The organism is Peribacillus sp. P4_C12 (assembly GCF_056402095.1).
Genome location: NZ_JBFUIB010001065.1, coordinates 1 through 745, shown reverse-complemented (window position 1 = coordinate 745; position 745 = coordinate 1). Strand labels below are relative to the sequence as shown.

Here is a 745-nt window from a genome sequence, read left to right as displayed (position 1 = left end):
TTTTATATATAGACTCTTACAATTAATAGTAATTTACATTTGCAAATGCTCGTCAGGGGTCTATAATATTAGATATCAGATTTGATAGGAGTGACTAGCTATGCTTTCAAACATTGGTTTTCCTGGTTTAATTCTAATCTTTCTTTTAGCATTAATTGTCTTTGGGCCGAAAAAACTTCCTCAAATCGGACGCGCTGTAGGTACATCGCTTCGAGAGTTTAAGGATGCAACAAAGGGAATAACAGATGAAATTCAAGAGGAATTTAAAGAAGACGTTCAAGCTGCGAGAAAAGAATCGGTAAAATAAAAAACAATGAAAAAGACGCCTGCACGCAGCAGGCGTCTTTGATGCGTTTGAGGCGGGAACCGTCAGGCCACATCCCGACGTTTAGCTTAAAAAGCATGTTCTTCGACTTACACAAATTAGCTCATCGCTTTATTAATATAACATTTATCCTTAATTATTTCAAGAGAATTATTGAAACTCCTTAAAGAAATTTCATTGTTGTAAGTTGTTAGTGTAAAACCGCTTCTTTTCTGAATTTGGGTATAAATTAATAAAAAACCATGTAATTTTATCCTACTAACCCGTGTTGATGTTTTACAATTAAATATTCTACCGAGGAAACTTGTCAAATATAAAATTTAATATCTATATTCTTTGTTGGCAAAAAATAGGCATAAGCCTTCTTGTAAAGATACTACACTCCTTTTTGCATCATCTTTTAGACGACCTCTCTCCTAT

General features: G+C 33.7%; 1 protein-coding gene. It reads left to right on the top strand.

Annotated elements, in window-relative coordinates; translation table 11 throughout:
- The first annotated feature begins 100 nt into the window (after window positions 1–100).
- Window positions 101–307, top strand: a complete 207-nt coding sequence (locus tag AC1DUW_RS31315; protein ID WP_053346001.1) for a twin-arginine translocase TatA/TatE family subunit — start codon at window positions 101–103, stop codon at window positions 305–307.
- The last annotated feature ends 438 nt before the right edge of the window (window positions 308–745 follow it).

Bases quoted from the DNA above. Each gene is read 5' to 3' on its own strand.
- AC1DUW_RS31315 (WP_053346001.1), top strand. From the start codon at position 101: ATGCTTTCAAACATTGGTTTTCCTGGTTTAATTCTAATCTTTCTTTTA.